An 18,024-nucleotide genomic window follows, 5' to 3' on the forward strand; every position below is an offset into this window, starting at 1 on the left:
TAAACAATCTTCATTTTTTGTTACCCCTTTGCATTTATATTCTTAAAAAATTGAGCATAATAATGCCTGATTTTGGGAGTTCATGTATCTAACAACGATCTTAATAATATGTTATATAGTTGGCATTATCTTTGAGGATTTGTAGGGTATTCATACATTTAAATGTTTTATATATATACATTCACTCAATTTGCTCATCATGAAGAAATATTTTATTTACATTATTTGCTTTTCAATCTTTATTGGTTTCTATAACTGTAGTAACGATGATAGTAGTCAACCTATAGTAGTAACCCCTATTGGAAGTGGTGGTGGAGACGACGACGGTGGTGATGATGGAGATAATAGTAGTAATGCGTGTGTAAATGGAATTGCAGGTGGTATATACCCTTGTAATCGTTATGATTTAGTTTCCAAAATATCTCTCAACACTATGGGAGCTAGTGCTGGAAATGATAGCTGGGGATGGACAGATCCTTCCGACAATAAAGAATACGCTATTATAGGACTTAATAACGGTACCGCTTTTATAGATATTTCTACTCCAGAAAATCCTGTGTACCTTGGTAAAATACCAACTGCAACAGTAAATAGTTCTTGGAGAGATGTAAAGGTGTATCAAAACCACGCTTTTATCGTAAGTGAAGCCTCAAATCATGGAATGCAAGTTTTTGATCTTACCAGATTAAGAAATGTAACCAATCCTCCTCAAACGTTTACAGCAGATACTAGATATACTGGTTTTGGTAATGCGCATAATATTGTAATTAATGAAGATACTGGCTTCGCATATGCAGTTGGTACTTCTACATTTGGTGGTGGCCCACATTTTGTAAACATTCAAAATCCTATCAGTCCAGTAGCGGCTGGAGGATTTGTCTCTAGTGGTGGGGATGCATATAGCCATGATGCTCAAGTAGTAACCTATACTGGTCCTGATACTGATTATACAGGAAGAGAAATATTAATAGGTAGTAATCAAATAGAAATTGTAATCGCAGATATCACAGATAAGGATAATCCTCAAACTATTTCTACAATTAGTTATTCTAATGTAGGATACACCCATCAAGGTTGGTTTACCGAAGATCAGCGATTTTTCTTATTAGGTGATGAACTTGATGAACAACAAGTTGGCTTTAACACTAGAACAATTGTTTTTGACCTTGAAGACTTAGATAGTCCAAAATTTCATATGAACTACAGTGGCCCTACTCCTGCGATCGATCATAATGGATATATAAAGGGGAATAAATTTTACTTGGCTAACTATAGAGCTGGTTTAAGAATAATTGATATCTCTAACATTTCGAATAGAAGCATGTCTGAAATTGGTTTTTTTGATACATTACCTTCAAATAATGGAGCAGGTTTCAATGGTGTATGGAATGTATATCCATATTTCGAAAGTGGTAATATCGTTATCAGTGATATTGAATCTGGGTTTTTGCTTGTAAAAGAAAGTTTTTCTACAAACTAAGAAAAATAAAAAGCATTAGTATGCTATAAAAGTTAATTTCATTTCACTCTTAAAACCCAGACAAATGAGAAAACTATTTTTATTAATCTTAATAATACTATCGTCGCAGATTCAATCTCAAACAATATGTGATAATGGTTCTGCAAATTCATTTCCTTGTAATGATTATGATCTTATGTCTCAAATTTCCTTAGCAACTATGAATGCCTCCGATGGAAATGATAGTTGGGGATGGACAGATACCTCAACAGGAAAAGAATATGCTATAATTGGACTTGATAACGGAACTGCCTTTATTGACATTTCTGATCCTGTTAATCCTATCTACTTAGGAAAATTACCTTCTCCTACACCTCCTACATCGTGGAGAGATATTAAAGTGTATCAAAATCACGCATATGTAGTCTCTGATATTTTTCCTGGAGATCACAATCATGGAATGCAGGTTTTTGATCTTACCAAATTAAGATCTGTAACGAATCCACCTCAAACATTTGCAGAAGATGGAAGATATACGGGTTTTGGAAAAGCTCATAATATTGTGATTAATGAAGATACAGGATTTGCCTATGCGGTTGGAACCTTGACTTTTAGTGGAGGGCCTCATTTTATAAACCTGCAAGACCCTAAAAACCCTGTTGCTGCAGGTGGTTTTGTGTCTTCTGGAGGAGACCCTTATTCTCATGATGCTCAGGTGGTTACATACAATGGACCTGATACCGATCATATCGGAAAAGAAATTCTTATAGGAAGTAATCAACTCGAAATTGTAATTGCAGATATTACCAATAAAGCAAACCCCATAACATTATCTACTATTAATTATTCTGATATAGGATATACTCATCAAGGATGGTTTACTGAAGATCATCGCTATTTTTTATTAGGAGATGAGTTTGATGAAAGTAACGTTGGATTTGATACCAGAACAATTATTTTCGATTTTGAAGATTTAGATAATCCAAAATTTCATATGAACTATACTGGTCCAACTCCAGCAATAGATCATAATGGATATGTTAAAGGAAATAAGTTCTTTCTTGCCAATTATAGAGCTGGTTTACGGGTAATTGACATTGCAGATATTGCGAATAAAAATATCTTTGAGATTGGTTCTTTTGATAGTTTCCCATCCAACAATAATGCTGGTTTTAATGGAGCCTGGAGTGTATATCCATATTTCGATAGTGGAAATATCGTAATCAGTGATATTGAATCGGGGTTTTTACTTGTTAGACAAAGTAATACATTAAGTATAAACGATTTTTCAAACAAATCTAATTTTGCTATGTATCCAAACCCTACAAAATCTGGAGTGACAATTGATAAAGGAAATACTTCTCAATTAGAAAAAATAGAGATTTATAATATACTAGGCGAAAAAATGAAGGAGGTCACTGAATTTAATGATTCTGAAAAAATAAATCTAACACTAAACTATGCTCCTGGAATCTATTTGGTAAGAATAAACAATTCAACCAAAAAATTAATTATCAATTAGAACATGAAAAAAAGACGTTATATTTTTCAGGTTTTCATCATTAGTTTTATTCTAATGAGTCTTATAGGCTGTAGTAGTGATGATACACCAACAGAACCCAACAACCCTAATCAAAATGATGGATTTCAAGGTGAAATAGATTGGATAAAAACTTTTGGAGGTAGTGGTGAAGATGATGCTTTTTCAGTCATAGAATCAGACGATGGGAGTTATCTTGTTTTTGGATATACACAAAGTACAGATGGCGATATTACGGATAAGGATGCAACTGATAGCGACTATTGGGTGCTTAAGATATCTGCAGAAGGAAATGTTGTTTGGAGTAAAACCTATGGTGGTACTGGAGATGACAGAGGTCAAAAAATAATTAAAACCAATGATGGAGGATATGCCTTAGTCGGTTACAGTAGAAGTAATGACGGAGATGTTAGTGCTAATGAAGGGTTACAAGATTATTGGATTGTAAAAATTAATGCTATCGGAGAAATACAATGGGAGAAATCATTCGGTTTTCCAGGTGTTGATAGAGCGTTTTCAATAGTTCAAACGAATGATAACGGATATTTTATCACTGGATTTCTAGATGTATCTGCTAGTAATGGAGAAGGTAATGATGACAAAAGTGGTTTTCAAAAACATGGTGTTGGAGAATTTTGGGGTATCAAACTAGATGCCTTAGGCGATAAAGAATGGAGACGTTATTTTGGTGGATCTAATAATGACCGTAGTTATGATGTTATACAAACTGAAGATAATGGATTCTTAATGATTGGATCCTCAGAAAGTGATGATTTTGATGTAACCAATAGTAACGGAAGTTATGATTTCTGGGTTATAAAAGTAAATACAGAAGGCACCAAAGTATGGGAAAAATCATATGGCGGATCAGAAATTGATGTAGGATATGCTATTACAACTACAGGTAATGGAAAATATATCATTGTAGGAGATTCCAGAAGCAATAATGGTGATATTTCTGAAGCCAATGGCAATGCAGATCTTTGGATGATTCAAATTGATGGTAACGGTAATTTAATTTGGGAAAAATCATTAGGCGGAACTGAATTTGATACTGGAAGAGGAATTTATAAAACTCAAAATGGAGGTTTTATTATTACAGGAAACTCCAGAAGTAATGATGGAGATATCAGTGAAAATAATGGTCAAAGTGATGCCTGGAGTATTATGATCGATAATGACGGAGATGTTACCTGGCAATCTACGATTGGTGGAAGTGCTTCTGAATTTGCAGTAGGATGTATTGAAACAAGTGATCGTAAAATTCTTATCGCTGGTAGCTCAGAAAGTAGCGATATGGATATTCCTAATAATCGAGGAGGAAAAGACGTTATTATTATAAAATATAAATAAAAAGAAATGAAAAAAATTGCGCTAGTACTAAGTATCTTAATTGCTATAACATCCTGTAAAGATGATGATCCAAATGTAAATACTGATAACGCACCAAAATTTGGAAAACTAAATATAACTTTCAGCAATAAAGTTGGTACGGATGTTATTACTTTAAATACAGAATCTTATACCAACCTTAGTGATGAAACATACTCCATTTCTGAACTAAAGTATATTATTAGTAATATTGTATTGATCAAAGAAAACGGAGATGAATTTGTCTATCCAGTAGCTGATAGTTATTTCTTAATTAATGAAGAAGTTTCTTCAAGTAAACAAATTACACTTAGCGATATTGATGCAGACACTTATACAAAAATTAGATTTGGATTTGGTGTTGATCAAACTAATTATCCACTTAATGGAATAGCAAATTTTATCCCTACAGCAGAAGAAAGCGGAATGCTTTGGTCTTGGTCAGCAGGATATAAATTTCTTAAGTTCGAAGGCTCTTTTACTCCTCAAGGAGGTACTGCTAACGATTTTCTTTTACATATAGGAAGTCACGGTACTGTTTTGGATAATTATAAAGAGGTTACATTGGATATCTCTAACACCCTTACAATAGGAGATGAAACTACATCAAGTGTTTCAATTGATACAGATGTTGCCAAAATTTTCGACAGTACGAATACCTATTCCTTAGAACAAAAAAGCGATGTTCAAGTAGATCCAATTAATGCTCCAATACTGGCAGAAAATGTAAGTACTATGTTTACAATAAATACGGTTTCCAATTAAATGATAAGAAACTTAGGTTATATAATGCTTGTTCTTTTCGGAATCTCTTGTGGTTCTGATAAGGAAGATTATGTGCCCATTTCTCAAAATCCCGAATTAGAATTTACTATTCCATCCAATTTTCCAGAGCCAAGTTATAATGTGACGCTTAATCCTCCTACAGAAAAAGGATTTGAACTAGGTAAAAAATTGTTTTATGATGGTCGTTTGTCTTCTGACGGAGTGATTTCTTGTGGATTTTGCCATATTCAGGATTTTGCTTTTACACATCACACACATATTGTAAGTCATGGTGTTAATGGAGCACTTGGTACACGCAATGCTCAACCCTTGCATAATTTAGCATTTATGAAAGAGTTTACTTGGGATGGTGCAGCGATACATTTAGATTTACAACCAATTATACCTATTACGGCAGAAGTAGAAATGAACGAATCTTTTAGTGGTATCATTAAAAAACTAGAAGAACAACCCGAGTATGTAACGCTATTTTCTGAAGCATTTGAAGATCAAAAAATCAACTCAGAAAATCTACTTAAGGCCTTATCTCAATTTATGATTATGATGATCTCTTCTAATTCTAAGTATGATAAAATAGAAAGAGATGAAGGCTCAGTTTTCACTACTGATGAATCTGCAGGATTTGAGCTTTTTAAATCCAAATGTGCTTCTTGTCATTCTGGAACATTGTTTACAGACCAATCCTATCGCAATAATGGTCTATCTATTGATCCACAGTACAATGATATTGGTAGAAACAGAGTAACTGGTCTTACTTCTGATCTGTATAAGTTTAAAGTGCCAACGCTTAGAAATATTGAGTTAACTTTTCCTTATATGCATGACGGAAGACTAAAAACACTTATGGATGTATTAGATCACTATAGTGATGGTATGGTAGATTCTGAAACCTTAGACCCTGTTTTTAAAAATCCAGATGGAACAACATTAGGAATAGCCTTAACGGATGAAGAAAAGCAGCAAATTATTTCTTTTCTAAAAACGCTAACTGATGATGATTTTGTAAATGATAATCGTTTTTCTGAATTCTAAAATCCATTCTTCTAATTTATCATAACTTTTACCTATTGTAATATATAGCAGATAAATGTTAGGTTATGTAAATAAAACCTACATATGTAGTATATTTGCATTCAATTTAGAATTAATCTATTTTATTATAGTATGATTAAAGTATCAGATACAGCTAAAAAGAAAGTCGTAGAATTAATGAGTGACGATGGTTATGATGCTACCGCTGATTATGTTCGCGTAGGTGTTAAAAGTGGTGGTTGTTCTGGCTTATCTTATGACTTAAAATTTGATAAAACCCAAGAAGAAGGAGATAAGGTTTTTGAAGACAATGGTGTAAGAATAATAGTAGACAAAAAAAGCTTTTTATATCTTATTGGTACTACCTTAGAGTATTCCGGCGGACTTAATGGAACCGGTTTCGTATTTAACAACCCCAACGCTAACAGAACCTGCGGTTGCGGTGAAAGTTTTTCCCTTTAAAAATTAAAAAAAGATCCTAAACTTAATTTAGGACCTATGAAAATGGCATATACTGAAGACGACTTAAAGAAAGAATTAGAAACCAAAGAATATGAATACGGTTTTTATACTGATATAGAATCGGATACATTTCCTGTAGGTTTAAATGAAGATATTGTTCGTGCGATTTCTAAGAAAAAAAATGAGCCAGAGTGGATGACATCTTGGAGACTCGAAGCTTTTCGGGTTTGGGAACAGATGGAAGAGCCAGAATGGGCCAACGTACAATATGAAAAACCGAACTTTCAAGACATCTCTTACTATTCTGCACCCAATAAAAAACCAAAGTATGATAGTCTTGATGAAGTAGATCCAGAATTATTGGATACATTCAAAAGATTAGGTATTTCTATTGATGAGCAGAAAAAATTAGCTGGAGTAGCTGTAGATATTGTAATGGATTCTGTTTCTGTTGCAACTACTTTTAAAGAAACTCTTGGTGAAAAAGGAATTATATTCTGCTCAATTTCTGAAGCAATACAAGAACACCCTGAATTAGTAAAAAAACATATTGGTTCTGTAGTGCCACAAAAAGATAACTTCTATGCAGCTTTAAATTCGGCTGTGTTTAGTGATGGTTCTTTTTGTTACATCCCTAAAGGAGTACGATGCCCAATGGAGTTGTCTACCTATTTTAGAATTAACCAAGCAGGAACTGGTCAGTTCGAACGTACATTAGTCATCGCAGATGAAGGTAGTTACGTAAGTTATTTAGAAGGTTGTACTGCTCCTTCTCGAGATGAGAATCAATTACACGCAGCAGTTGTAGAACTGATTGCTCTTGATGATGCCGAAATAAAATATTCTACAGTACAAAACTGGTATCCTGGTAATGCTGAAGGAAAAGGTGGAGTATTTAATTTTGTTACCAAACGTGGTATTTGCGAAACTAATGCCAAAATCTCTTGGACTCAAGTAGAAACTGGATCTGCAGTAACCTGGAAATATCCTTCTTGTGTATTAAAAGGAGATAATTCTGTGGGTGAATTTTATTCTATCGCTGTGACCAATAATTATCAGCAGGCAGATACAGGAACAAAAATGATCCATTTAGGAAAAAACACTAAAAGTACCATTATATCTAAAGGTATTTCTGCAGGAAAATCTCAGAATAGTTATCGTGGATTGGTACAGATTAATAGTAGAGCAACAAACGCACGAAATTTTTCGCAATGTGATTCGCTGTTAATGGGCAATGAATGTGGTGCTCATACGTTTCCATATATTGAAGCAAAGAATAAAACTGCTCAAATAGAACACGAAGCTACAACTAGTAAGATTGGAGAAGATCAAATTTTTTACTGTAACCAACGTGGTATTGATACAGAAAAAGCAATTGCTCTTATCGTTAATGGTTTTAGTAAAGAAGTATTAAATAAGCTTCCTATGGAATTTGCTGTAGAGGCTCAAAAGCTTTTAGAAATTTCTTTGGAAGGTTCTGTTGGATAGCTTTAAAATTAAAAAACTCATTGAAACCTGAAATGTTAATAAAAAAACTAATTTTCTCAATACTAATTATAACCAGTTTTCTTGCTTGTAAGGATGCTAAAACGCAAGAGGTTACTGAAGAATCCACTGAAATTGAACAGGTTATCAAACCCGAAATTAAGCTTTATACCTTTGATGGAGGAAGTATCGGAGTGAACAACCTAAATCTTTTTGCACAAGGTGATACGTATAAAGGTGATTCTCTTCAATTAGGAAATGCATTTTATGTGGTAAAACATCCTAAAGGAGTTTTATTATGGGACACAGGCTTACCAGAAGGTCTTATTGGTAATCCAGCATATACAACTCCAGATGGAGCGTTTACAATCTCCAGAAAAGATTCAATTAGCAACCAGTTAACATCTATAGGAATTACTAACGATCAAGTTGATTATATTGCGTTTTCTCACATACATTTTGATCATACAGGTGCAGCAAATAACTTTTCTGATGCGCTTTGGTTGGTACAAACGCCAGAATATGAGTATGCTAAAGGAGAAGAAATTAAAAGCAATGGTTTCTATGCTCCAGATTCTTTTAATGCACTATCTAATGTAAAAAAGCTAAATGGTGATCACGATGTATTTGGAGATGGCTCTGTAATCATTAAATCATTACCTGGCCATACACCAGGTCATCAGGTTTTATTTGTAGATCTTCCTAATCACGGACCTACTCTTCTGTCTGGTGATATGTACCATTTTGCTAAGAATAGAAAAGATAAAGTAATACCACAGTTTAACCATGATATACCTTTGTCAGAAAAAAGTATGGAACTGTTCGAACAATATGCAAAAGAAAAGAACGCTAAAGTATATATACAGCACGAATTATCTGATTTTTCAAAAATGCCAAAGGCTCCTCAATTTTTAAATTAATATGAAGAATTTTTTTATAATACTTACCCTTAGTCTATCCATTATATCGTGTAAAAACGATTCGAAAAAATCCTCTGATACAGAAGAACCTAGCTTAATTCGAGGAGAGTTTATCTTAATTGACGATGCTGGGGTTATTAAAGGTAAAGATTTTATTTATGGTGTTGTCATCGATGAAATGGCTATAGAATTGAACAAAAAAATTAAACCATTACAACGGGAAGAATATGACATGGTACCTGTAGTAATTAAAGGTACTATAAAAGCCAACACTGAAGATGGATGGCCAGAAGTTGTAGAAATAAAAGAAATTGTTGGTGTTAGTGAGCCAACGTCAGAATTACCGACAAAAATCAAATCCTCGGACTCATTACAAGAACCAAGTGAGACAGGACATGAAGGTCATAATCACTAAGAATTTATTTAAAAAAGATATAAACACAGAAGATGTTAGAAATTAAGGATTTACACGCTAGTGTTGAAGACAAAGAAATTTTAAAAGGTCTTAACCTAAATGTAAAAGCAGGAGAAGTTCACGCAATTATGGGCCCTAATGGTGCTGGTAAAAGTACATTAGCCAGTATAGTTGCAGGAAAAGAAGAATATGAAGTAACAGAAGGTAACATCCTGTTAGAAGGAGAAGATATAGAAGAACTTGCTGCAGAAGAGCGTGCTCATAAAGGTATTTTTCTTTCTTTTCAATATCCAGTAGAAATACCTGGTGTTACGGTTACTAACTTTATGAAAACCGCAATCAACGAAACCAGAAAGGCACAAGGCTTAGAAGAAATGCCTGCAAAGGATATGTTGAAGAAAATTCGAGAAAAATCTGAATTATTGGATATCGATCGTAAGTTTTTATCACGTTCACTTAACCAAGGTTTTTCTGGAGGAGAGAAAAAGCGTAATGAAATATTCCAAATGGCAATGATGGAACCCAAATTGGCCATCCTAGATGAAACTGACTCTGGATTAGATATCGATGCCTTACGTATTGTAGCCAATGGTGTGAATAAGCTAAAAAGTAAAGACAATGCAGTTATCGTCATTACTCACTATCAGCGTTTACTAGATCATATTGTACCAGATTTTGTTCACGTTTTATACGATGGTAAAATAGTAAAATCTGGAACTAAAGATTTGGCTTTAGAATTAGAAGAAAAAGGATACGACTGGATAAAAGAAGAGATAAACGCATAGTTATGGAGCTGAAAGAAAAATTAGTATCCTCTTTTTTAGCTTTTGAAAACACGGTAGATGTAGATGCTCCTGTGCATGATATCAGAAGCCACGCCATAAAAGTTTTTGAAGAAAAAGGATTCCCTACTAAAAAAGAAGAAGCTTGGAAGTATACTTCACTTAATGCGATCTTAAAGCACGACTATAGTATATTTCCTAAAGAAGAAAATGCATTAGAATTTAAAGATGTAAAAAAGTACTTCATTTCTGACTTAGATACTTATAAAATTGTATTTATTGATGGGAAATACTCTTCTCATTTGTCAGAAACCACACATGATAAAATAGATGTGTGTCTAATGTCATCTGCTTTAACTCACGATAAGTATAAACCAATTATCGAGAATTATTTTAATAAAGTTGCCAAAGAAGATGGTCTTACTTCATTGAACACAGCTTTTTCTAGTGAAGGAGCTTACATCTATATATCAAAAAATAAGTTAGCTGATAAACCAATACAGGTTATTCATTTTTCTACAGGAAGTGAATCTGCACAGCTATTACAACCACGCAACCTTATCGTAGTTGAAGAAAATTCACATGTACAGATTATAGAGCGGCATCAGAGTTTAACAGATAATCCTGTTTTGACCAACTCTGTAACTGAAATATTTGTAGACAAAAGAGCTATTGTGGATTATTACAAAATCCAAAATGACAACGAAAACGCTTCATTGATCGATAATACATTTATTGAACAGCAAGCACAAAGTATAGCTTCTGTTCATACATTTGCTTTTGGAGGAAATGTAACCAGAAACAACCTTAATTTCTATCAGCAAGGTGAAGGGATTGATTCTATTCTTAATGGTGTTACCATTCTTGAAGGCAAACAGCATGTTGATCACAATACGTTGGTACATCATACTACGCCTAATTGCGAAAGCCATCAGGATTATAAAGGTATTTTTGATGAAAGAGCAACAGGTGTTTTTAATGGTAAGATCATTGTAAATAAAGAAGCTCAAAAAACCAATGCTTTTCAGTCTAATAATAACGTTTTATTAAGTGATAAAGCAACAATTAACTCTAAACCTCAACTAGAGATTTTTGCGGATGATGTAAAATGTTCTCATGGTTGTACCATTGGTCAGCTGGATGAGCAAGCGTTGTTTTATATGAGATCTCGAGGAATTGGTGAAAAAGAAGCCAGAGCATTACTGATGTATGCCTTTGCTAACAATGTATTAGAAAGTGTAAAAATACCTCAGCTTAAACAACGAATCAACAAGTTAATCGCCAAAAAACTTGGTGTTAATATTGGATTTGATTTGTAGAATTTCTACTTCAATAATAAACTGTATTGTTAAAGCCAAATTTTAAAAGATTTGGCTTTTTCATTTTCGAAAAGCTTACCTTTATATAACTAGAGCCCTTAAAATATTGATCTTATCAATCGTTATGAACAACATGCAGAAAGATACTATGACTACTTTGGGAGGTAAATAATGCTAAAGACAATCTAAAAAAACTATAACAATACTGATATGTCAGTCTGAGCTTGTCGAAGACATTTCGAAAATCAATAGATTAAAAACTTCGACAAGCTCAGACTGACAATATTATTTTGTTTTTTAGATGCACTCGCGCACTAATTAATGGCAGCAACTATTTCCTTTAAAAAGGTATTAAAGTCCATCCCTGCGTCTCCTATTAATCCAAAACGTACAATTACCAAATCCTTGGATGGTACTATAAATACGCGCTGTCCTTGGAAACCATTTGCAGAGAACATATCTCTGGGAGCATCTGGATAAAATCCTCCTGCATTTAACCAAAAATGTCCCCCATAATCTCCTTCGGATGTTGGACTTGGTGTAGTAACATAATCTACCCAACTAGGATCAAAAATTTGTTCTCCATTCCAATTTCCTTTATGTAAGTATAACAGACCAAACTTGGCCCAATCTCTAACCGTTGCCCACGCATATGAAGAACCTACATAATTACCTGCCATATCAGTTTCTATAAGCATAGAATGCATCCCTATTTTATCAATAAACTCTCGATACGGAAAATCAAGATACTCCTGATAACTATCAAACTGCTTTCTAAGGATTCCAGATAACAGATTAGACACACCAGATGAATAGTACCAATATTCATTAGGCTTGCGAATTGCTTCTTTATCAATCTGACTTAAGGTCATATCTTTCTCTATATACAGCATTTTAGTAGCATCAGAAATTGACCCATAATCTTCATCCCATGCCAATCCGCAATTCATCTGGAGCAAATTATGTATCGTTATCTCCTTTCTTGGATCATTTTGCCACGCTTTTATTGGTGCTTTTTCATTGATATTAATCCTGCCTTGTTTTTGTAATACTCCATAATTGGTAGCCAATACACTTTTAGTCATGGACCATCCTAAAAGAATAGAATTCTCATCCAAACCATCGGCATATTTTTCTGCAATAATCTGATTCTTATGAATTACCAAAACGGCTCTAGTTTTTTTGATACTTTCTCCTTCTTTATCAAAAACTGACGAAACGGTAGTATCTATTTTGTGATAATCAACGGTATCAAAAACAGTGTCCTTTTGAGGTAAATCTCCATATGGAAAAGCTACATTTATTTTCTTCTTATTACGTTTTGGTTTTAAATAAGGAACATCAATGTCAAAGCTATCATCAATCAACACACTTCCCAAACCTTCTCTATATATTGCTTTTCTTTCTTTTAATCCAAAAACCGAAGCAACAGAGAATTTTTCATCCACATTCACCTTATCATCTGCCAAATGAACTGGAACAAAATTATTATCATTGATATCTGTAAATTCTACACTACGGTTTCCGATAAAAACAGATGACGCCATATTTTTAGCAGAGTACCCAGAAAGTATCGTGAGTTTTGGGTAATTCCAGAAAGCAGCAATCAGAATAAGTCCAACGAATCCAATAAATACAAACCCTAAAATCTTTTTAAATCGTTTCATCGAGTAAAGTGTTAAATCCTTTTAAAAATAAGCAATATCACTTAGAAATAGTTCCTATTTTTGCAGAAAGAAATTGATATGCTAGATGTACAGAAAATACGAGAAGATTTTCCTATTCTTAATAGAAAAGTAAACGGAAAACCATTAGTGTATTTCGATAATGCTGCCACATCCCAAACTCCTCAAGTAGTTATTGATGCGATTGTGGATTATTACAGTAATTATAATGCTAATATTCATCGTGGTGTGCATACACTATCGCAAGAAGCTACAGATGCATATGAAATTGCTCGTAAAAAAGTGCAACAGCATTTTAATGCAACTCATTCTCATGAAATTATACTAACCTCTGGAACAACCCATAGTATCAATATTGTGGCTACAGGTTTTACTAATTTACTAACCAAAGGTGATGAGATCATCGTTTCGGCTTTAGAACATCACTCCAATATTGTTCCTTGGCAAATGCTTTGTGAGAGAACAGGTGCCATTCTTAAGGTTATCCCAATGAATGAAGAAGGAGAATTAGTAATGGAAGTATATGATCAACTACTCTCTGACAAAACAAAACTGGTTTTTACCAATCATATCTCTAATGCTTTGGGAACTATTAATCCTGTCGAAGAGATTATACAAAAAGCTCATAATGTGGGAGCCGCTGTGTTAATTGATGGAGCACAGTCTTGTCCACATATTAAACCTGATGTTAAAGCCCTGAATGTAGATTTTTATGTTGCTTCTGCACATAAGCTTTGTGGGCCTACGGGAGTAGGTTTATTATATGGAAAAGAAGAATGGCTTACTAAACTGCCTCCTTATCAAGGTGGAGGAGAAATGATTGATCAGGTTACTTTCGAAAAAACAACGTATGCTGGGCTTCCTCACAAATTCGAAGCAGGAACACCTAATATATGTGGCGGAATAGCTTTTGGAGCTGCGTTAGATTATATGAACAGTATTGGTTTTGATAATATCGCAGCCTATGAAGATGAATTACTAAAGTATGGAACTCAAAGATTATTAGAAGTCGAAGGATTAAAAATATATGGAACTTCTGAAAATAAGACTTCTGTAATTTCATTTAATATAGAAGGTATTCATCCTTATGATATAGGTTCCATTGTAGATAAATTAGGTGTAGCTGTTCGAACAGGTCATCATTGTGCACAACCTATTATGGATTTCTATAAAATTCCTGGTACCATTCGTGCCTCTTTTTCCTTTTATAATACTAAACAAGAAATCGATATTCTTGTAGAATCTGTAAAAAAAGCGAAAATCATGTTGTCTTAACATTTTTTTAGTAAACTAATGAATGTTAGTTAGTTACTGTTAATTTTTGTTAATTTTTATAGTTTTATACTACTTAATATGCTGGTTTCCAGTACAAAAAAGTTCTTGTTATGCTTGCATAGTATCTGTTTTAGAGATAGTTTTACGTAACTAACCAAAAAATAGATAACACAAATGAAAAATTTATTCTTCACACTACTCGCTTTTATCTTAATGACTTCGGGTGCAATTGCGCAATACGATGTTGGCTCAAGTTCCAAAACATTTAGAGATTCTGATCGAAGAAATCGAAGAGTCAATGCCAGAATTTACTATCCTACAGTTAACTTTGGAAACCAATCCGAAATTGCAGAAGGACAGTTTCCTGTTATTATTCTAGGACACGGTTTTATCATGGGATCTGATGCTTATCAAAATTTTTATGACACTTTAGTTCCTAGAGGTTACATCGTGGTCTTTGTTAACACAGAAGGTTCTTTTTTTGCAAATCATAGGGCTTTCTCTGAAGATTTAGCTTTTATGGTTGGCGCTATTCAAGCCGAAAACGATAATTCAAACTCCGTTCTTTACCAATCAGTTGCAGACAAAAGTGCATTAATTGGTCATTCTATGGGTGGTGGAGCAGCTACTGTAGCCGCATCATTAACAGATGTAGAAACATTAGTAACATTTGCTCCCGCAAAGCTACGTTTTAACACGTTAACTCCTGCTTCTCAAGTTACAGAAGACGCTATTGTCTTTTCAGGAAGTGGAGATGCAGTAACACCTGCCGACGAAAATCACATTCCTATTTATAATAGTTTAGGTTCATCTTGTAAATATTTTATCAATATTTTAGGAGGTGCACATTGCTATTATGCAAATAGTAATTTTGCTTGTGATTTTGGAGAAAACACTTCTTCTGGAGATATTCAGATTACAAGAGATGAACAACAGGAAATAGTATTCAACTTTCTTAATTCATGGTTTGACTATAAGTTAAAAGATGATCTAGCAGCAAAACAGAAATTTGCAAATGACCTACAATCATCTGATGATGTTGCACATGAAAACGATTGTGCAGAAGGTGTTAATACCATATCATCTATTGAAAACGAACCTTCAATTTTAATTACTCCTAATCCAGCGTCAAGAAAAATAACTATTGGTGTTGAAAATAAAAAATCATTCCAAAAGGTTGAATTTTATAACCAACAAGGAGTTAAAGTATTCACTTCATTTAACAATGAAGCAAATGTTTCTAATTTAAAATCAGGTGGTTATATTGTAAGAATATATACCAACAACGCAGTAACAACCAAGCAAATAATAATTCAAAAATAATTTTTTTTCATTTAAGTTCAATTTGATTAACGGATCCCGAATAGCATATAAAGCCTAATATGCTGTTTGGGATTATTTGTTTTATATAATAGTGATCATCAAAGAATTAATTTTTATTACATTTAAAACCTATTAACCTATTATATACCATTCCATGAGGGTGCTTTTTCTATGTACACAGTTTCTTTTCTTTTTAGGATCTTGTGGTCAACCCAAAACAATAATCCAAAACGGTACTACTTACAATCAACAGAACATTACTACGATACAATACGATGCTTTTTCCAGAGGTTATTTTCTTGCCGTAAGCATTGACAAAGACCAAATCAAAAAATTTAAGGATCGGAATCTAAAAGAATTTGACACCAAAAACTGTACAGAAAAAGATTGGAACAAAGTACTTTTGCTTATTAATGATATAGAACTCAAAAAAATTAATACACTACAAGCACCTAGTGATAAGCGTACTTTTGACGGTGCAGCCCACGCCCGACTAAAAATCATTTCTGGAGATAAGATATATACCTCTGCAGGATTTGATCACGGAAATCCTCCTGAAGATTTAAAAGTATTAGTAAATACTATATTGTCATTGACAGAAAGTATTGAATAGCCCTATTCAACTATTTAATTTATCGTTTTTTAAGGATACAATAAATTATTTGGCAATCAATTTTAGTTCGTATTGAAAACTTTGATTATGCCCATATCTTATTGTATTTTTGTACAAAAATTGTAAGTATATGTCTATACAAGAACTTCAGGAAGAGATTGTTGATGAGTTTAGCATGTTTGATGATTGGATGCAGCGTTATGAGTATATGATCGATCTTGGAAAATCACTTCCTTTAATTGAAGAGAAATACAAAATTGAGGAAAATATCATAAAGGGTTGTCAGAGTAAAGTATGGGTTCATGCAGAAATGAACGATGATAAAATTGAATTTACCGCTGATAGTGATGCTATCATTACCAAAGGAATTATTGCTATCCTTATCAGAGTTTTTTCTGGTCAACACCCCAAAGCTATTATAGATGCAGATACTGCTTTTATTGATGAGATTGGTTTAAAAGAACATCTATCTCCTACCAGAGCAAATGGTTTGGTAAGCATGATCAAACAACTAAAGATGTATGCAATTGCATACCAAACACAATTAAGTTAATTCGTCTTTATTGTTAGGTATAATCAATAAAAGTCGACTAAAAAAATAAAAATGAGCGAAACGAATATAGATACTACAGAACTTGGCGAAAAAATTGTGAGAGTTCTTAAAACAATTTATGACCCAGAAATCCCTGTGGATATATATGAATTAGGTTTAATATACGATGTATTTGTTAATGAAGATTATGATGTGAAAATCCTTATGACACTTACTTCACCTAATTGCCCTGTTGCAGAATCTTTACCTGAAGAGGTGCGAGAAAAAGTAAAGTCTTTGGACGCTGTAAATGATGTAGAACTAGAACTTACATTTGAACCAACCTGGACACAAGATTTAATGAGTGAAGAAGCAAAGCTAGAATTAGGAATGCTTTAAAAAAAACAGATTTTTTATTCGATGGCAGAAGAAATTATCAATAGAGTAGCGAATAACCAAAACCTGATTACCTTAGATCTGGAAGATTATTATCCTGATGGAAAACGTATATTGTTTGATATAAAGGATTGGCTTTTTGAGGGTTTCATTCTTCGTGAAAAAGATTTCAGAAAACACGTTTCTGATCATGATTGGAGTCAGTATCAGGACGCATATGTTGCTTTGAACTGTTCTACAGATGCGATAATTCCTGGTTGGGCATATCTTTTACTAACAAGTTCTCTAATACCATTTGCCAAAAAGGTGGTAGTCGGTTCGCTAGAAAATCTAGAAACCACTCTTTACACGTATATTATTGATGCAATGGATGTTGCAGAATATCAAGATAAATTTCTAATTATAAAAGGTTGTTCAAATAAGCCTGTTCCTGAAAACGCTTATATAGAACTTATCCAAAAACTACAACCTATCGCCAAAAGCATCATGTATGGTGAAGCTTGTTCTTCTGTCCCTCTATTTAAAAGAAAATAATTCGTTTCATCCAATAAAGTGGTTTTTTATCGAAAATTCTTCCTTCGATTGTATAGTATTACGCTGAAAAACGTTACTTCAATTATATTTGCCAA

The 18,024-nt window shown here is 33.4% G+C and carries 18 protein-coding genes; 17 read left to right on the forward strand and 1 reads right to left on the reverse strand.

Translation table 11 applies throughout. The features are described from left to right. The first annotated feature begins 199 nt into the window (after nt 1-199). The 11 genes from QBK95_RS11570 (at nt 200) to sufD (ending at nt 11,571) form a co-directional block, all read left to right on the forward strand. Nucleotides 200-1,480, forward strand: coding sequence for a choice-of-anchor B family protein (locus QBK95_RS11570; RefSeq protein WP_280933840.1), 1,281 nt, complete (start codon nt 200-202; stop codon nt 1,478-1,480). A 64-nt stretch (nt 1,481-1,544) separates the two neighbouring features. Then, complete coding sequence (locus tag QBK95_RS11575) at nt 1,545-2,981, forward strand: choice-of-anchor B family protein (RefSeq protein WP_280933843.1); 1,437 nt, start codon at nt 1,545-1,547, stop codon at nt 2,979-2,981. A 3-nt stretch (nt 2,982-2,984) separates the two neighbouring features. Then, entirely contained in the window at nt 2,985-4,352 is a 1,368-nt protein-coding gene (locus QBK95_RS11580; RefSeq protein WP_280933845.1) for a hypothetical protein, read from the forward strand. A gap of 6 nt (nt 4,353-4,358) precedes the next feature. Continuing rightward, entirely contained in the window at nt 4,359-5,135 is a 777-nt protein-coding gene (locus QBK95_RS11585) for an MbnP family protein (protein ID WP_280933847.1), read from the forward strand. Next, the gene (locus QBK95_RS11590; RefSeq protein WP_280933849.1) at nt 5,136-6,188 is read left to right on the forward strand and encodes a cytochrome-c peroxidase; all 1,053 of its coding nucleotides are present in this window, start codon (nt 5,136-5,138) and stop codon (nt 6,186-6,188) included. It begins immediately after the preceding gene. 132 nt (nt 6,189-6,320) lie between these two features. Further along, nucleotides 6,321-6,650 carry a HesB/IscA family protein gene (locus QBK95_RS11595; protein WP_280933851.1) on the forward strand — a complete coding sequence of 110 codons (330 nt, stop codon included), beginning with the start codon at nt 6,321-6,323 and terminating at the stop codon, nt 6,648-6,650. Between the two features lie 42 nt (nt 6,651-6,692). Then, nucleotides 6,693-8,138, forward strand: coding sequence for a Fe-S cluster assembly protein SufB (sufB, locus tag QBK95_RS11600; protein WP_280933853.1), 1,446 nt, complete (start codon nt 6,693-6,695; stop codon nt 8,136-8,138). A 32-nt stretch (nt 8,139-8,170) separates the two neighbouring features. Beyond that, a complete protein-coding gene (locus QBK95_RS11605) occupies nt 8,171-9,055 on the forward strand; it encodes an N-acyl homoserine lactonase family protein (protein WP_280933855.1) in 885 nt (294 codons plus the stop codon). Between the two features lies 1 nt (nt 9,056). Further along, nucleotides 9,057-9,470, forward strand: a complete 414-nt coding sequence (locus tag QBK95_RS11610) for a hypothetical protein (protein ID WP_280933857.1) — start codon at nt 9,057-9,059, stop codon at nt 9,468-9,470. Between the two features lie 32 nt (nt 9,471-9,502). Beyond that, on the forward strand, nt 9,503-10,255 hold the full coding sequence (gene sufC / locus QBK95_RS11615) for a Fe-S cluster assembly ATPase SufC (protein WP_280933859.1): 753 nt from the start codon (nt 9,503-9,505) through the stop codon (nt 10,253-10,255). A gap of 2 nt (nt 10,256-10,257) precedes the next feature. Continuing rightward, the gene (gene sufD, locus QBK95_RS11620; RefSeq protein ID WP_280933861.1) at nt 10,258-11,571 is read left to right on the forward strand and encodes a Fe-S cluster assembly protein SufD; all 1,314 of its coding nucleotides are present in this window, start codon (nt 10,258-10,260) and stop codon (nt 11,569-11,571) included. A 314-nt stretch (nt 11,572-11,885) separates the two neighbouring features. Here the strand turns inward: sufD and QBK95_RS11625 are convergent, their stop codons facing one another. Then, nucleotides 11,886-13,238 (reverse strand): serine hydrolase domain-containing protein, encoded by a 1,353-nt coding sequence (locus QBK95_RS11625; RefSeq protein WP_280933864.1) that lies wholly within the window; start codon nt 13,236-13,238, stop codon nt 11,886-11,888. A gap of 78 nt (nt 13,239-13,316) precedes the next feature. Here QBK95_RS11625 and QBK95_RS11630 point away from each other — a divergent pair, with 78 nt between their 5' ends. From QBK95_RS11630 to QBK95_RS11655, 6 genes are all read left to right on the forward strand, one after another. Next, nucleotides 13,317-14,531 carry an aminotransferase class V-fold PLP-dependent enzyme gene (locus QBK95_RS11630; RefSeq protein ID WP_280934144.1) on the forward strand — a complete coding sequence of 405 codons (1,215 nt, stop codon included), beginning with the start codon at nt 13,317-13,319 and terminating at the stop codon, nt 14,529-14,531. Nucleotides 14,532-14,705: 174 nt separating this feature from the next. Then, a complete protein-coding gene (locus tag QBK95_RS11635; protein ID WP_280933866.1) occupies nt 14,706-15,854 on the forward strand; it encodes a poly(ethylene terephthalate) hydrolase family protein in 1,149 nt (382 codons plus the stop codon). Between the two features lie 154 nt (nt 15,855-16,008). Next, complete coding sequence (locus QBK95_RS11640) at nt 16,009-16,467, forward strand: hypothetical protein (RefSeq protein ID WP_280933869.1); 459 nt, start codon at nt 16,009-16,011, stop codon at nt 16,465-16,467. A 130-nt stretch (nt 16,468-16,597) separates the two neighbouring features. Beyond that, nucleotides 16,598-17,020 (forward strand): SufE family protein, encoded by a 423-nt coding sequence (locus QBK95_RS11645; protein WP_280933871.1) that lies wholly within the window; start codon nt 16,598-16,600, stop codon nt 17,018-17,020. A gap of 51 nt (nt 17,021-17,071) precedes the next feature. Continuing rightward, the gene (locus QBK95_RS11650) at nt 17,072-17,398 is read left to right on the forward strand and encodes a DUF59 domain-containing protein (RefSeq protein WP_280933872.1); all 327 of its coding nucleotides are present in this window, start codon (nt 17,072-17,074) and stop codon (nt 17,396-17,398) included. Nucleotides 17,399-17,419: 21 nt separating this feature from the next. After that, complete coding sequence (locus QBK95_RS11655; RefSeq protein ID WP_280933874.1) at nt 17,420-17,929, forward strand: DUF2480 family protein; 510 nt, start codon at nt 17,420-17,422, stop codon at nt 17,927-17,929. Nucleotides 17,930-18,024 lie beyond the last annotated feature (95 nt).

The sequence above is a fragment of the Aquimarina mycalae genome (assembly GCF_029906345.1).
Classification (GTDB): Bacteria; Bacteroidota; Bacteroidia; order Flavobacteriales; family Flavobacteriaceae; genus Aquimarina.

Coding starts and splice junctions, on each gene's coding strand:
- QBK95_RS11570 (WP_280933840.1), top strand. CDS start 200: ATGAAGAAATATTTTATTTACATTATTTGCTTTTCAATCTTTATTGGT.
- QBK95_RS11575 (WP_280933843.1), top strand. CDS start 1,545: ATGAGAAAACTATTTTTATTAATCTTAATAATACTATCGTCGCAGATT.
- QBK95_RS11580 (WP_280933845.1), top strand. CDS start 2,985: ATGAAAAAAAGACGTTATATTTTTCAGGTTTTCATCATTAGTTTTATT.
- QBK95_RS11585 (WP_280933847.1), top strand. CDS start 4,359: ATGAAAAAAATTGCGCTAGTACTAAGTATCTTAATTGCTATAACATCC.
- QBK95_RS11590 (WP_280933849.1), top strand. CDS start 5,136: ATGATAAGAAACTTAGGTTATATAATGCTTGTTCTTTTCGGAATCTCT.
- QBK95_RS11595 (WP_280933851.1), top strand. CDS start 6,321: ATGATTAAAGTATCAGATACAGCTAAAAAGAAAGTCGTAGAATTAATG.
- sufB (WP_280933853.1), top strand. CDS start 6,693: ATGGCATATACTGAAGACGACTTAAAGAAAGAATTAGAAACCAAAGAA.
- QBK95_RS11605 (WP_280933855.1), top strand. CDS start 8,171: ATGTTAATAAAAAAACTAATTTTCTCAATACTAATTATAACCAGTTTT.
- QBK95_RS11610 (WP_280933857.1), top strand. CDS start 9,057: ATGAAGAATTTTTTTATAATACTTACCCTTAGTCTATCCATTATATCG.
- sufC (WP_280933859.1), top strand. CDS start 9,503: ATGTTAGAAATTAAGGATTTACACGCTAGTGTTGAAGACAAAGAAATT.
- sufD (WP_280933861.1), top strand. CDS start 10,258: ATGGAGCTGAAAGAAAAATTAGTATCCTCTTTTTTAGCTTTTGAAAAC.
- QBK95_RS11625 (WP_280933864.1), bottom strand. CDS start 13,238: ATGAAACGATTTAAAAAGATTTTAGGGTTTGTATTTATTGGATTCGTT.
- QBK95_RS11630 (WP_280934144.1), top strand. CDS start 13,317: ATGCTAGATGTACAGAAAATACGAGAAGATTTTCCTATTCTTAATAGA.
- QBK95_RS11635 (WP_280933866.1), top strand. CDS start 14,706: ATGAAAAATTTATTCTTCACACTACTCGCTTTTATCTTAATGACTTCG.
- QBK95_RS11640 (WP_280933869.1), top strand. CDS start 16,009: ATGAGGGTGCTTTTTCTATGTACACAGTTTCTTTTCTTTTTAGGATCT.
- QBK95_RS11645 (WP_280933871.1), top strand. CDS start 16,598: ATGTCTATACAAGAACTTCAGGAAGAGATTGTTGATGAGTTTAGCATG.
- QBK95_RS11650 (WP_280933872.1), top strand. CDS start 17,072: ATGAGCGAAACGAATATAGATACTACAGAACTTGGCGAAAAAATTGTG.
- QBK95_RS11655 (WP_280933874.1), top strand. CDS start 17,420: ATGGCAGAAGAAATTATCAATAGAGTAGCGAATAACCAAAACCTGATT.